At 73.3% G+C, this 13,164-nt stretch carries 9 protein-coding genes; 7 read left to right on the forward strand and 2 right to left on the reverse strand.

Going from position 1 to position 13,164, the window contains the following annotated elements; translation table 11 throughout:
• The first annotated feature begins 21 nt into the window (after positions 1-21).
• From ACFT32_RS16465 to sucD, 6 genes are all read left to right on the forward strand, one after another.
• Positions 22-1,140, forward strand: coding sequence for an AAA family ATPase (locus ACFT32_RS16465; RefSeq protein WP_382489507.1), 1,119 nt, complete (start codon positions 22-24; stop codon positions 1,138-1,140).
• Positions 1,141-1,209: 69 nt separating this feature from the next.
• A complete protein-coding gene (locus ACFT32_RS16470) occupies positions 1,210-3,699 on the forward strand; it encodes a DUF5682 family protein (RefSeq protein ID WP_382489508.1) in 2,490 nt (829 codons plus the stop codon).
• Between the two features lie 139 nt (positions 3,700-3,838).
• Positions 3,839-5,002, forward strand: coding sequence for a VWA domain-containing protein (locus ACFT32_RS16475; protein ID WP_382489510.1), 1,164 nt, complete (start codon positions 3,839-3,841; stop codon positions 5,000-5,002).
• A gap of 223 nt (positions 5,003-5,225) precedes the next feature.
• A complete protein-coding gene (locus ACFT32_RS16480; protein WP_382489512.1) occupies positions 5,226-6,248 on the forward strand; it encodes a hypothetical protein in 1,023 nt (340 codons plus the stop codon).
• A gap of 507 nt (positions 6,249-6,755) precedes the next feature.
• A complete protein-coding gene (gene sucC, locus ACFT32_RS16485; protein ID WP_189722767.1) occupies positions 6,756-7,934 on the forward strand; it encodes an ADP-forming succinate--CoA ligase subunit beta in 1,179 nt (392 codons plus the stop codon).
• 21 nt (positions 7,935-7,955) lie between these two features.
• Positions 7,956-8,840 carry a succinate--CoA ligase subunit alpha gene (gene sucD / locus ACFT32_RS16490; RefSeq protein WP_193481601.1) on the forward strand — a complete coding sequence of 295 codons (885 nt, stop codon included), beginning with the start codon at positions 7,956-7,958 and terminating at the stop codon, positions 8,838-8,840.
• 104 nt (positions 8,841-8,944) lie between these two features.
• Here the strand turns inward: sucD and ACFT32_RS16495 are convergent, their stop codons facing one another.
• Positions 8,945-10,189, reverse strand: a complete 1,245-nt coding sequence (locus tag ACFT32_RS16495; RefSeq protein ID WP_382489514.1) for a helix-turn-helix domain-containing protein — start codon at positions 10,187-10,189, stop codon at positions 8,945-8,947.
• A 114-nt stretch (positions 10,190-10,303) separates the two neighbouring features.
• Between ACFT32_RS16495 and ACFT32_RS16500 the strand changes: the two genes are divergently transcribed.
• The gene (locus tag ACFT32_RS16500) at positions 10,304-12,256 is read left to right on the forward strand and encodes a DUF6350 family protein (RefSeq protein WP_382490710.1); all 1,953 of its coding nucleotides are present in this window, start codon (positions 10,304-10,306) and stop codon (positions 12,254-12,256) included.
• A gap of 16 nt (positions 12,257-12,272) precedes the next feature.
• Here ACFT32_RS16500 and ACFT32_RS16505 read toward each other — a convergent pair whose 3' ends face one another.
• Complete coding sequence (locus ACFT32_RS16505; RefSeq protein ID WP_382489516.1) at positions 12,273-13,052, reverse strand: hypothetical protein; 780 nt, start codon at positions 13,050-13,052, stop codon at positions 12,273-12,275.
• Positions 13,053-13,164 lie beyond the last annotated feature (112 nt).

A 13,164-nucleotide genomic window follows, 5' to 3' on the forward strand; every position in this document is an offset into this window, starting at 1 on the left:
GAGCTGGAGGGGGACTCAGCCATGCCTGTGTCCGTTGAACCGACGTCGCAGACCGACGGTGCCGAGGCGCTGCGGCCGCACGCCGAGGACGCTTTCGCCGGCGAACTCGCCGCACTCGCCGCGCAGGACGACCGCCCGCGCCCGGCCCGCTGGAAGCTGTCGCCGTGGGCCGTCGCGACCTACCTGCTCGGCGGCACGCTGCCGGACGGCACGGTGATCACACCGAAGTACGTCGGCCCGCGCCGCATCGTCGAGGTCGCGGTCACCACGCTCGCCACCGACCGCGCCCTGCTCCTGCTCGGCGTGCCCGGCACGGCGAAGACCTGGGTGTCCGAGCACCTGGCCGCGGCGGTCAGCGGCGACTCCACGCTGCTGGTGCAGGGCACTGCCGGCACACCGGAGGAGGCCATCCGGTACGGCTGGAACTACGCGCGGCTGCTCGCCCACGGCCCGAGCCGCGACGCCCTCGTGCCCAGCCCGGTCATGCGGGCGATGTCCGACGGCATGACCGCCCGCGTCGAGGAGCTGACGCGCATCCCGGCCGATGTGCAGGACACGCTCATCACGATCCTGTCGGAGAAGACACTGCCGATACCGGAGCTGGGCCAGGAGGTGCAGGCGGTCCGTGGCTTCAACCTGATCGCCACGGCCAACGACCGCGACCGCGGGGTCAACGACCTGTCCAGCGCCCTGCGCCGCCGCTTCAACACGGTGGTGCTGCCGTTGCCGGAGAGCCCCGACGCCGAGGTCGACATCGTCTCGCGCCGCGTCGACCAGATCGGCCGCTCCCTCGACCTGCCGGCCGCGCCCGACGGCCTCGACGAGATCCGCCGGGTCGTCACGGTCTTCCGGGAGCTGCGCGACGGGGTCACGGCCGACGGCCGGACGAAGCTGAAGTCGCCCAGCGGCACGCTGTCCACGGCCGAGGCGATCTCCGTCGTCACCAACGGACTCGCCCTGGCGGCCCACTTCGGCGACGGTGTGCTGCGGCCGAGCGACGTCGCCGCGGGCATCCTCGGCGCGGTGGTCCGCGACCCGGCGGCCGACCGCGTCATCTGGCAGGAGTACCTGGAGACGGTGGTCCGCGAGCGCGACGACTGGAAGGACTTCTACCGGGCCTGCCGCGAGGTGAGCGTGTGAGCGGTACGGGGCGGAGCCGACAGAGGTGCGCGTGGAGGGGAGGGGGTTGGCGTGACAGGCATGACAGGCATGACAGGCGTGACAGGCGTGGCGAGGGCTGAGGGCCGGGGGGCCGGGGCCGGGCCGCTGCTGCTCGGAGTGCGGCATCACGGGCCGGGGTCGGCCCGGGCGGTGCGGGCGGCGCTGGAGGAGGCCCGGCCGCGGGTGGTGCTGATCGAGGGGCCGCCCGAGGCCGATGCCCTGATCCCGCTCGCCGCCGACGAGGAGATGCGGCCTCCGGTCGCCCTGCTCGCCCATGCCGTGGACGAACCCGGCCGCTCTTCGTTCTGGCCGCTGGCTGAGTTCTCCCCCGAGTGGGTCGCCATCCGCTGGGCCCTGGCACATGACGTCCCGGCCCGCTTCATCGACCTGCCGGCCACGCACACGCTGGCCTGGGGGAGGCAGGAGGACGCGACGGGGCCTGACGGCGACGGCGACGGCGACCGCGACCGCGACCGCAATGGCGACGGCGACGGCGACCGCGACCGCAATGGCGACGGCGACGGCGACCGCGACCGAAATGACGACGGCGACGGCGACGGCGACCGCGACTCGGCTCCCGGACCCGCCGACCTGCGGATCGATCCGCTCGGCGTGCTCGCCGAGACCGCCGGCTACGACGATCCGGAGCGGTGGTGGGAGGACGTCGTGGAGCACCGGGGCGCGGGGAAGGGGGACGCGCTCGCGCCGTTCACCGTGCTCGAGGAGGCCATGGGGGCGCTGCGCGAGACCTACGGCAGCGGGGGACACGACCGGGACCTGGTGCGGGAGGCCTATATGCGGCTCCAGGTCCGGGCCGCGCAGCGGGAGTTCGAGGACGGCGTGGCCGTAGTCTGCGGGGCCTGGCACGTGCCCGCCCTGCGGCAGAAGACGACCGTCGCCGCCGACAAGGCGCTGCTGAAGGGGCTGCCCAAGGTAAAGACCGACATGACGTGGGTGCCGTGGACCCACCGCAGGCTGTCCCGGATCAGTGGATACGGGGCCGGCATCGAGTCGCCGGGCTGGTACGGGCATCTGTTCAGCGCCCCGGACCGGCCGGTCGAGCGGTGGCTGACCAAGGTGGCCGGGCTGCTGCGCGCCGAGGACCGGATCGTCTCCTCCGCGCATGTCATCGAGGCGGTGCGGCTGGCCGAGACACTCGCGGCGATGCGCGGCCGTCCGCTGCCCGGTCTGAGCGAGACGACCGACGCGGTGCGGGCGGTGATGTGCGAGGGCTCGGACATACCGCTGGCGCTGGTGCACGACCGGCTGGTCGTGGGGGACGTGCTGGGGGAGGTGCCGCCGACGGCGCCGGCGGTTCCGTTGCAGCGGGACCTCGCCCGGCTCCAGCGCCGGCTGAGGCTGAAGCCGGAGGCGCTGGAGCGGGAGTTGGAGCTCGACCTGCGCAAGGAGACCGACGCCGGCCGCAGCAGGCTGCTGCACCGGCTGCGGTTGCTCGGAGTCGCGTGGGGCGAACCGGCCGCCTCGCGGGGCAGTACGGGCACGTTCCGGGAGACCTGGCGGCTGCGCTGGGAGCCCGAGCTGTCGGTGCGGGTCGCCGAGGCCGGCGTGTGGGGGACGACCGTACTGTCCGCCGCGACCGCGAAGGCCGAGGCGGACGGGGTCGCCGCGCAAGGCCTCGCCGACGTCACCGCGCTCGCCGAGCGCTGCCTGCTGGCCGAACTGCCCGACGCCCTGCCCACGGTGATGCGGATCCTCGCCGACCGGGCGGCCCTCGACACGGACGTCGGCCATCTCGCCCAGGCGCTGCCGGCCCTGGTCCGCTCCCTGCGCTACGGCGATGTGCGCGGCACGCACACCGGGGCCCTGGGAGAGGTCGCCGCGGGCCTGGCCGAGCGGGTCTTCGTCGGTCTGCCCCCGGCCTGCGCCACGCTCGACGCGGACGCCGCCGAGGAGATGCGGCGTCATGTGGACGCCGTGCACGGGGCCGTGGGGCTCCTGGGTGACGCACCCGCGGCGGGGCACGGCGATCTGAGAGGCCGTTGGCAGTCGGTGCTGCGGGTGCTGTGCGGGCGGGACACCGTGCCCGGGGTGATCCGGGGGCGGGCCGTGCGGCTCCTGCTCGACGAGGGGGAGCTGGAGCAGGACGAGGCGGCGCTGCTCATGGGGCTCGTCCTGTCGCCGGGCACACCGCCAGCGGACGCGGCCGCGTGGATCGAGGGCTTCGTCGGAGGAGGCTCCGGCGGCGGAATGCTCCTGGTGCACGACGAGCGGCTGCTCGGGCTCGTCGACGCCTGGCTGACCAACGTGCCGGCGGAGGCCTTCACGGACGTGCTGCCCCTGCTGCGGCGGACGTTCTCGGCGTACGAGCCCGGGGTGCGCCGGACCTTGGGCGAGCTGGTCCGGCGGGGGCCAGGGGCCGGGGGCGGTCCGGCGGCGGCCGGCTCCGGCATACCCGGCTTCGCGGCCGAGCTCGACACGGCGCGCGCGGATGCCGTGCTGCCGGTCGTGCGGCTGCTGCTCGGGCTGGACGAGGTGGATGAGGAAACCGGTAACGACCTGGCGGGGGTGACGGGATGACGACCGAAGGACCGAGGAAGCCGGCTCCGAGGACGGAAGCGGCGGATGGCATCGGCGACGGGCCCCGGGTGGAGCGCCGGCCGACGACGACCGTGCCGGTGATCCCGCTGTGGGAACGGCGTCGCGGGGGAGGACACGGATGACGACCGAGGTGACGGACCCGGCGCAAGAGCGGTTGCGGCGGTGGCGGCTGGTACTCGGGGGCGACGCGGCGGACGGCACCGGATGCGCGCTGTCGGGGCAGGACGCGGCGATGGACGGGGCGCTCACCGCGCTCTACGGAAAGGGGGAGAAGCCGCAGGGGGGCAGGGACCGTTCGGCGGGGCTCGGGGCGTCGGCACCGTCCGTGGCGCGCTGGCTCGGGGACATCCGGACGTACTTCCCGTCCTCCGTCGTGCAGGTCATGCAGCGCGATGCCATCGACCGGCTCGGTCTCGCCACTCTGCTGCTGGAGCCGGAGATGCTGGAGGCGGTGGAGGCCGACGTGCATCTCGTCGGCACGCTGCTGTCGCTCAACAAGGCCATGCCGGAGACGACGAAGGAGACGGCACGGGCCGTCGTGCGCAAGGTCGTCGAGGACCTGGAGAAGCGGCTCGCCACCCGCACCCGGGCCACGCTCACCGGCGCCCTCGACCGCAGCGCCCGTATCAACCGGCCCCGTCACCACGACATCGACTGGAACCGCACCATCGCGGCCAACCTCAAGCACTACCTGCCCGAGTACCGAACGATCGTGCCGGAGCGGCTCATCGGGTTCGGGCGGGCGTCCCAGTCCACCAAGAAGGAGGTCATCCTCTGTATCGACCAGTCGGGATCCATGGCGGCATCCGTTGTGTACGCGTCGGTGTTCGGGGCGGTGCTCGCCTCGATGCGGACGATCTCCACGCGACTCGTCGTCTTCGACACGGCGGTCGTCGACCTGACGGACCAGCTCGACGACCCGGTCGACGTGCTGTTCGGCACGCAACTCGGGGGCGGTACGGACATCAACCGGGCGCTCGCGTACTGCCAGTCGCAGATCACCCGGCCCGCCGAGACGGTTGTCGTGCTGATCAGCGACCTCTACGAAGGGGGCATCCGGAACGAGATGCTCAAGCGGGTCTCGGCGATGAAGGCCTCGGGGGTGCAGTTCGTGACGCTGCTGGCGCTCTCGGACGAGGGGGCGCCGGCGTACGACCGGGAGCACGCGGCCGCGCTCGCCGCGCTGGGGGCACCGGCGTTCGCCTGCACGCCCGATCTGTTCCCGGAGGTGATGGCGGCGGCGATCGAGAAGCGGCCGCTGCCGATACCGGACGCGGTGTGACGATTTGTCGACGCGTCGTCGTCCGATTCGGTTCGGCAAAACGGATATGACTGGCCATCAATAGCGAGGGGCTTGCGCGACCTCCGCACTCCCGTGCGAGGATCAGCGCCTGCTCGGCAGGGCGCCGCGCCGCGCCGGGCAGTACGGCGTTGTGCCGACTCGTTGCCCGTGACGCGTGATGCGTTCCGCACTTGTTCCGTCGCACGGGAGGAAGCTCCCCCTCTTGACCTCGTCAGCAGCCCTGTCCGATGCCGCTGTGCGCGTGCTGCGCACGGCGGCCGGGCGGCGTGCGCTCCAAGTGGCGCTGCTGGTGGGCGGGGTGCTCGTCATCGCGCTTCTGTGCGGCGAGCGGGCGTATGCGGCGGACGGTCTGCGGGTGTCGGCGGACAGTGCGGCCGGGCGGTCGGTCAGTGGGCAGAGGCCGCTGGTTCGACCCGACGCGCATGCTTCGGCCGACCGGGTCGTACGCGTGGTGGATGACGCGAGGGAGTCGGTCAGCAGGGAGCTGGTGAAGGCGCAGGCGAAGCTGCCGGTACCTCCTAAGGCCCCCTCGCTGCCGGACCTGCCGGACCTCTCCGTGCCGCCGAAGGCACCATCCGTGCCCGTGCTGCCAGGCTTGCCGTCCCTGCCCGACCTCCCGGTTGTGCCCGAGTCGCCGGCGCTGCCGGACCTGCCCGGGCTGCCGGGTCCGCCCGCTCCGCCCGATGGTGACGTCACGGTCCCGGGAGCGCCCGCTCAGCCCGGCCTCCCCGGCTATCCGGCGTTCCCCAGTCACCCCCTGCCCGCGACCGCGCCCGTCACGGTCGAGCCGCAGCCGGTCGACACCCCCGCCACCTCGACCCCGACCCCGACCCCGGCCCCGGCCGGGGAGGCGGCCCCCGTGGCGCACGGCCTGCACGGCCCGTACGGCCCCTACGGCGACCAGTACCGCGCCCCACACGCCGACCGCACAGCCCACGACCGCGCAGCTCACGGTCGCGCGCACCACCTCAGACGCGCAGCTCACGCCGGACCGTCCGCAAGCGTCGGAGGCGCCGTCCCGGTCGGGCACGTGCCCGGAGGGCGTCCGGACGGCACGCTCTGCAACCGTTCCATGGCCGACCACGGCACACCGCGTCACGGCGACGTGCATGCCGTCACGCCGAGCGGCCGGGCTCCGATGAGCCTCGTGCGCGGCGTCGCCACCCGCACCGGCGTGGCCGGTACCCGGGACAGTCACCGGGACATCCCCGTCTTTCCCGGCTAGCGGAGGCAGACCACCGCTCCTCCGCCGTACCGATCCCTCGCGCGGGGGCGCGTTCCTCCCCCAGAGACTCCGCGAGCCCTCACGCCCGGACGGTCGAAAGCCGTCGACGGTCCGAGGCCGAAACCTCGTGGATGAGGTCGGCCGGTCCCCATTGGGGTGGGGACCGACCGACCCGCCCCCCGGAGAGCAGGGCCCTGAACTGGGCCTTTGTATTCCTTCGAGGGTGTTCGGCGGGCCTCACCGGGTTTACCCCAGCCCGGTGAGGCCCCTCACCCCAGGCACGCTGTGCCAGAGAGCGCGGCATCATGTGACAGGTATCACCGCTCAGGTGTGACCCTCGATTTAGGGGCCTCATGCAAGCAGCGATAACCTGCGAGACGGACATGCCGCGCGCTCGGACACCGTGTGCGCCTCCCTTGTGACTGACAGACGGCGGACGTCACGTTGCCCTCGCGGCACGCCCACGCAGACAACGAACCGCGAGATCACTGATAGGGACGGAAGCGCGTGGACCTGTTCGAGTACCAGGCGAGGGACCTCTTCGCCAAGCACGATGTACCGGTGCTGGCCGGTGAAGTCATCGACACGCCTGAGGCGGCCCGCGCAGCCACCGAGCGCCTCGGTGGCAAGTCCGTCGTCAAGGCCCAGGTGAAGGTCGGCGGCCGTGGCAAGGCCGGCGGCGTGAAGCTGGCGGCGACCACCGACGAGGCGGTCGAGCACGCGACCAACATCCTCGGCATGGACATCAAGGGCCACACGGTCCACAAGGTGATGATCGCCGAGACGGCCCCGGAGATCCTGGAGGAGTACTACGTCTCCTTCCTCCTGGACCGTGCCAACCGCACCTTCCTCTCCATCGCGTCCGTCGAGGGCGGCATGGAGATCGAGGAGGTGGCGGAGACCCGCCCCGAGGCCGTCGCCAAGACGCCGATCGACGCCAACGTGGGTGTGACCCCCGAGGTCGCGCGCCAGATCGTCGAGGCCGCGAACTTCCCGGCCGAGGTCGCCGACAAGGTCGCGAACATCCTCGTCACCCTGTGGAAGACCTTCGTCGAGGAGGACGCCCTCCTGGTCGAGGTCAACCCGCTGGCCAAGGTCGCCTCCGGTGACGTCATCGCCCTCGACGGCAAGGTCTCCCTGGACGAGAACGCCGAGTTCCGTCAGCCGGAGCACGAGGCCCTCCAGGACAAGGACGCGGCCAACCCGCTCGAGGCCGCCGCCAAGGAGAAGAACCTCAACTACGTCAAGCTCGACGGTGAGGTCGGCATCATCGGCAACGGCGCGGGTCTCGTCATGAGCACCCTGGACGTCGTCGCGTACGCCGGTGAGGCGCACGGTGGCGTCAAGCCCGCCAACTTCCTCGACATCGGTGGTGGCGCCTCCGCCGCCGTCATGGCGAACGGCCTGGAGATCATCCTCGGCGACCCGGACGTCAAGTCCGTCTTCGTCAACGTCTTCGGTGGCATCACCGCCTGCGACGAGGTCGCCAACGGCATCGTCCAGGCGCTTCAGCTGCTCAAGGACAAGGGCGAGGAAGTCACCAAGCCCCTGGTCGTCCGTCTGGACGGCAACAACGCGGAGCTGGGCCGCAAGATCCTCTCCGATGCCAACCACCCGCTGGTGCAGCGCGTGGACACCATGGACGGAGCGGCCGACAAGGCCGCCGAGCTCGCGGCTGCGAAGTAAGGGACGAGGGACTAAACAGCCATGGCTATCTTCCTCAACAAGGACAGCAAGGTCATCGTCCAGGGCATGACCGGTGCCACGGGCATGAAGCACACCAAGCTCATGCTGGCCGACGGCACGAACATCGTCGGTGGCGTGAACCCGCGTAAGGCGGGCACGTCCGTCGACATCGACGGCAACGACATCCCGGTCTTCGGCACGGTCGCCGAGGCGATCGAGAAGACGGGCGCCAACGTATCCGTCCTCTTCGTGCCGCCGGCCTTCGCCAAGGCCGCCGTCGTCGAGGCCATCGACGCCGAGATCCCGCTCGCGGTCGTCATCACCGAGGGCATCGCCGTCCACGACTCGGCCGCGTTCTACGCCTACGCCGTGTCGCAGGGCAACAAGACCCGCATCATCGGCCCGAACTGCCCCGGCCTCATCACCCCGGGCCAGTCGAACGCCGGCATCATCCCGGGCGACATCACGAAGCCGGGCCGCATCGGCCTGGTCTCGAAGTCCGGCACGCTGACGTACCAGATGATGTACGAGCTGCGTGACATCGGCTTCTCGTCGGCCGTCGGCATCGGTGGCGACCCGGTCATCGGCACGACGCACATCGACGCGCTCGCCGCGTTCGAGGCCGACCCCGACACCGACCTGATCGTGATGATCGGTGAGATCGGCGGCGACGCCGAGGAGCGGGCCGCGGCCTTCATCAAGGAGAACGTGAAGAAGCCGGTCGTCGGCTACGTCGCGGGCTTCACCGCGCCCGAGGGCAAGACCATGGGCCACGCCGGCGCCATCGTCTCCGGCTCCTCCGGCACGGCCGCCGCGAAGAAGGAGGCCCTCGAGGCCGCCGGCGTCAAGGTCGGCAAGACGCCGACCGAGACCGCGAAGCTGGCCCGCGCCATCCTCGCCGGCTGAGCAGCGCCTCACGGCTCACAGGTGGGCCCGCTCCCCGCACGGGGGGCGGGCCCACCGCTGTTTCGGACGTACCACGGACGCCTCCGTCACCACGGACGCCGCCATCACCGGGGCTGCGGCATCAGCCGGTCCGGCCCCCGCTGCTGCTCCTGGCGCAGCAGCTTGCTCCGCAGGTGCCGCTCCGACTCCGACAGCGGCCCGGGCGCGACCGGTGGCGGTACGCCCTGGACCGTCTCGCCCGCCGGTACAGGTGGCTCGTAGCGTGTCGGGGCCGTACGCACGGTGAGCACCGTGGTCCCGATCAGCAGGGCCGTGAAGGCGATGGCGGCCCGGGTCCAGAGGCGGGCCCGGCGTTCCCCGGCCTGCCGCACCACCAGCGGCTTGGCGGCCCGCAGCCGCTCGGTGGAGGCGAGTTCGACCAGCCGCCAGTGCAGGACCTCCGGGTCCGCCAGCTCCGGCAGCCGTTCGGCGACCGCCTCGCGCGCGTGCGTCAGCCGGTTCACGGCGGCGCGGGTGCTCGCCTCCGTCTCCGCCGCCGTCTCCGGCAGGCCGAGGCCGACGCCGTCGTAGAGCAGCAGCGTGCGGCGGTACGAGGGCGGGAGCCTCAGGAGGGTGTCCATCAGAGCGCGGTCGAACGCGTCGGGCGGGGGCGGCTCGGGGTGCCGGTAGCGGGGCCTGAGCCGGTGCCACGGGGAGAGCGCGCACTCGTACGCCACCGCGCGCACCCAGCCCGCCGGGTCCCGGTCGCGGGCCACCTCGGGCCAGCGCTGCCAGGCGATCTGGAAGGCCCGCTCGACGGACTCCCTGGCCAGCTCACGGCGCCCGGTCAGCAGATAGGTCTGCCGGACCAGCGCGGGGGCGCAGAAGGCGTACAGCGCGTCGAAGGCCTGTTCGGGGTCGAGCGCGGAGGTCGCGTCGTCCGGCCGGTGCGGGGTCTTCGCACGGCGGGGGGCCCGGCTGAGGTCGGCGAGGGTGACGCGGGGGGTGGTGCGGCCGCGGTCGGGAGTGGGGGAGCGGCCCCGGTCGGCGGCATGGGCGCGGTCCCGGTCCCTGGCGGGCGGGCGGCTCCCGGCGCCCCTGCCCCGGGAGGAGGGCCGGCCTCGGTCGGTCGTGGTGACACTCGTATGAGGCTCCGTCACCTCCCGCGGCGTACCCAGTGAGTTCAGCAGCCTCGCGTACTTCTCCCCCTTCCGGCCGCGTGGCGTCGCGCGGCCGGTCTCCCATCCGCGCACCGTCTCGCTGGTGACGCCCACCCGGGAAGCGAGCTGAGCCCGCGTCAGCGAGGCGGCCTCGCGCAGGCGTCGGCGTTCCTTGGGCGGAGGGAGCTGGAGGGCAGGGCTCTGGGTCACAGGACGCCCCTGGGTACGGAAAAGTACATAAACGTATATTGAGCGACACAACGGTGGTTCGCCTGTTACGACGGGAAAGCGCGTGTCGTTGGGAGCATGGCGGGCGTGATCAAGATGACCGCTCGCCGCCGTCTGCCGGCGCTCCTGCTCGCCCGGGTGCGCGACCGTTCGCCCGGACTGGGAGACGCCCTCGTGAGTGGTGCGGTGGCGGCGGGCCTGGGGCTCGCGTGGTTCGCCGTGCTGGTGATGCTGCTGTGGATCACCTCGCCGTACCCCGACAGCGGGCCCGGCGGTGTGCTGCACGTGACGGCGGCGCTGTGGCTGCTGGCCCACGGAGCCGAGCTGGTCCGCGTCGACACGCTCTCCGGCGTCCCGGCCCCCGTGGGCATCCCGCCGCTGCTCCTGCTCGTGCTGCCGGTGTGGCTGCTGCTCCGGGCGGCACGCGACGCCACGGAAGGCAGGGCTGGGGACGAGGACGTCATCGGCGGCTTCAAGGCCATCGCGACCGTCGAGGACCTGGAGGGCCCCGAGGATGCCGAGGAGATCGACGGCGCGGGACCGCCGTTGGTCGCCGCCCGTACGGCGTGGACGGGTGTCGTCCTCGGCTACCTGGCCGTCGGCCTGGCCGCCGCGCTGTTCGCCGCCGGCGGTGTGCTGCGGCCGTCCTGGCTGTGGACGGGCGTCCATGTGCCGCTGGTCGCTGTCCTCGCGGCGGGGGTGGGTGTGTGGTCGGCGTACGGCCGTCCGGGCGGGCCGCTGCGGCGGTTGCTGCGGGTTCTGCCGGCGGGCCTGCGGCCGCTGGTCCACGGCCCGGACGGGCGCCCGGGTGTCGCCGCCCGGGCCGCGGCGGCCGGAGTGGCGGTACTGCTCGGGGGCGGCGCGCTGCTGGTGGCGGTGTCGCTGGTGGGGCACGGCACGGAGGCCCAGGCCTCGTGGCTCCGGCTGACCGAGGGGTGGTCGGGGCGGTTCGCGGTCCTGTTGCTGTGCGCGGCCCTGCTGCCGAACGCGGCGGTATGGGGTGCCGCGTACGCCCTCGGTCCCGGCTTCGCGATCGGTGCCGGCCATGTCGTCGGCCCGCTGTCCTCCGCGCCGCCGCCGTACCTGCCGCCGTTTCCGCTGCTGGCGGCGGTGCCGGAGGCGGGGCAGGGGGCGTTCGTGCACTGGGCGGCCGGGGTCGTGCCGGTGGTCGCCGGGGTGGTGATGGGCCGGACCGCGGCGCGCGGGGCGGCCTCCGGAGAGCGTGGCGGGCGGGGCGCCGGCTGGTCGCCGTGGCGCGGTGCCTGTGCCGCCGCGCTGGCGGCACTCCTGTGCGCGGCCGTGCTCGCGGGGCTCGCCGCGTTGGCCGGCGGGCCGCTCGGGGTCGCCGTACTGGCCCGTTTCGGCCCGGTGTGGTGGCAGGTGGGCGCGGCGACCCTGGCCTGGCTGACGCTGGTGTCCGTCCCGACGGCGGTGGGGGTGGGCCTCTGGCGCCGCCGCTCACCCAAGGCGGAGGAACCGGCGATCGGCAGACAGCGCGAGGAGAGCGCCGGCGCCGGCAGGGCCGGGCGGCCGAGCCGCCGAGGCGGCTGGTTCGCGCGCACCGGAGCCGCCGGGACCACCAGGGCCTCCGGAGGCACCGGGCGGTCCGGACGCACCACGGCCGCCGGGGGCAAGGGAGCAGCCCCCGGACAATCCCCAGCCGCCTGGGACACCGAGGGGGCCGGAGCCGCCGGGGACGCCGGAGACGCCTGGGGCGCCGGGAACGCCAAGCAGCCCGGGAACACCAAGGGCACCGGGGAATCCGGAGTCGCCTGGGGTGCCAAGACCGGCAAGAGTGCCGGAATCGCCGGGGGAGCCGGAGTCGCTCGTGGGGGCAAGGGCGCCATGGGCGCGCCGGGCCTCGGGCGTGGCGACTCCGTGTCGGATGGGGCTGCGGCATCTCGTACTCCGGACCTGCCCTACGTCCCCTACGCACCCTTCGAGCACGACGCTCTGTACGGCGGCCCGCAGGACCAGGACGACGACGCCGGTTACCAGCCCTACGACTTCCTGCCGGCCGACCCGGCTCCGGGCTCCGACAGCCCCTGACGGGGGCGGGACCGCCTCAGCCCTGGGACCCCAGGAGGCCCCGCAGCTCCTCCGGCAGCAGCTTCGTACAGGACTTCTCGGCCTTGTTCGTGAGGGCGTCGTTCGTGCACGTGTAGTAGTCGCTGTAGACCAGCTGCGCAGTGAACGTCGCGGCGACCAGGGCGATCGCCAGGGACGCCGTGACCAGGCCGCTGACCGCGGCGGTCGTCTGGGGGCGCCCCGGCTGCTCCGGGGCCGGGGAGTCCGGGTCGGACCTGCGGGGCTTGGCGCGCAGCGCGCTGATGCCCCAGTAGAGGGCGAGCGCGCCGAGCAGCAGCGCCACGTACGGCCAGCTGAACAGGGCGAAGAAAAAGGCCCACATGCCCGACAGCAGGGCATAGCGCGCACGGCGCTGGGAGGGGTCCGTCGGGTCCCAGCGGAGGTTCGGGCCGCCCTGGCCGCCGCCGCCCTGGCCCTCGGGGCCGCCGCTGGGGCGCTCGCCGAAGCCGTCGGGGGAGCGGCCGGGCTGCCGGTCGCTCCACTGACTGCCCCATGGCGCACGGTCGCCCCCGTCGCCGTCCTGGGAGTCGTCGCCCGACGGGCGGCGGGGCTGCCAGGGCCGGTCCGGGGTGCCCTCGGGCGGCGGGGCGAAGGGGTTGTCCTCCTGGGAGCCGCGCCCTCGCCCGTCGCCGCCGGAGCCGTCCGACGGCGCGTCGGGCGGTGAGCTGGGGCGCTCCCGCAGCAGCACGGCGCCGCGCTCCCCTCCCTGCGCCGACAGCGGGGGGAACGTGAGGAGTCGCAGGCTGCGGTCCGGCATCAAGTGAGCGTCTTCCCGTTGGTGAGTAGGACGGTGAGTGGTGCTGGGGGATCAGGAGTGGGGGATCAGGCTGGACGGACAGAGGTCGGTGCGGCGTCGGGACCGGCTCCGT

It is taken from the genome of Streptomyces sp. NPDC057002 (assembly GCF_042673825.1).
In the GTDB taxonomy this organism is placed as follows: domain Bacteria; phylum Actinomycetota; class Actinomycetes; order Streptomycetales; family Streptomycetaceae; genus Streptomyces.

Bases quoted from the DNA above. Each gene is read 5' to 3' on its own strand.
- ACFT32_RS16465 (WP_382489507.1), top strand. From the start codon at position 22: ATGCCTGTGTCCGTTGAACCGACGTCGCAGACCGACGGTGCCGAGGCG.
- ACFT32_RS16470 (WP_382489508.1), top strand. From the start codon at position 1,210: ATGACAGGCGTGACAGGCGTGGCGAGGGCTGAGGGCCGGGGGGCCGGG.
- ACFT32_RS16475 (WP_382489510.1), top strand. From the start codon at position 3,839: ATGACGACCGAGGTGACGGACCCGGCGCAAGAGCGGTTGCGGCGGTGG.
- sucD (WP_193481601.1), top strand. From the start codon at position 7,956: ATGGCTATCTTCCTCAACAAGGACAGCAAGGTCATCGTCCAGGGCATG.
- ACFT32_RS16500 (WP_382490710.1), top strand. From the start codon at position 10,304: ATGACCGCTCGCCGCCGTCTGCCGGCGCTCCTGCTCGCCCGGGTGCGC.
- ACFT32_RS16505 (WP_382489516.1), bottom strand. From the start codon at position 13,052: ATGCCGGACCGCAGCCTGCGACTCCTCACGTTCCCCCCGCTGTCGGCG.